This window comes from Alcanivorax sp. HI0044 (genome assembly GCF_001634945.1).
On record NZ_LWEZ01001192.1, the window covers coordinates 1 to 813 of the forward strand.

1 protein-coding gene and 1 pseudogene are annotated in these 813 nt (G+C 61.3%); both read left to right on the forward strand.

The window, feature by feature from the left end:
* Window positions 1-361 (forward strand): annotated as a pseudogene (locus A3730_RS31750) (short-chain dehydrogenase); the annotation flags it as partial.
* Window positions 362-364: 3 nt separating this feature from the next.
* Window positions 365-787: a histidine phosphatase family protein gene (locus tag A3730_RS16020; RefSeq protein ID WP_231883979.1), complete on the forward strand. Its 423-nt coding sequence runs from the start codon at window positions 365-367 to the stop codon at window positions 785-787.
* Window positions 788-813 lie beyond the last annotated feature (26 nt).

An 813-nucleotide genomic window follows, 5' to 3' on the forward strand; every position in this document is an offset into this window, starting at 1 on the left:
CGTCATTTCCCTGTCGGAAACCCTGCGTTTCGAACTGGCCCCCTATGGCATTCATACCACCGTGGTGTGTCCCGGCTTTTTCCGCACCAACCTGCACGAGTCCATGCGCACCCCGGAACCGGGCATGATCGAAACCGTGGACAAGCTGCTGTCCAGCGACGAGCTCACCGCCGACCAGATTGCTGAAATGATCAAGCAGGCGGTGGCCAAACAACAGTTTTTCCTGCTGCCCCACAAGAGCGGCCGCCGCGCTTACTGGATCAAGCGCTTCCTGCCGTTTGTGTTCAACCGGATCATGCTGAAAGGCGCGGTGCGCCTGCAGCGCAAGCTGGAACAAAGCGAACAGAAAAAAGAGCACTGATTTATGCCGGTGATTTACCTGATCCGCCACGGACAGGCCAGTTTCGGCAAGGAAGATTACGACCAGCTTTCCGAACCGGGCTGGGAGCAAAGCCGTATTCTTGGCCGTGCCCTGCAGAACCAGTCGCTGGGTTTTCCCCGGGCCATCTGCGGCACCATGCGCCGCCATGTGGAGACAGCGGAAGCGACCCTGGGTGAGCTGGGGCTGGCTAAGGAATGGCATACGGATACCGGCTTCAACGAATACAACCACAGCGAACTGCTGGCCGTGGACTGGCCCCTGGCCACCGACCGGGCGGCGCTGACCCAGTGGCTGGCGCAGCAGGAACACCCGCGCAAGGTATTCCAGGCCCGCTTTGAGCAGGCCCTGCGCCCGCTGGCAGACCGGCGACGGCGATTACAGCGAAAGCTGGCCCGCCTTTCGTGAACGGGTACTGGCCAGCACCTATAGCC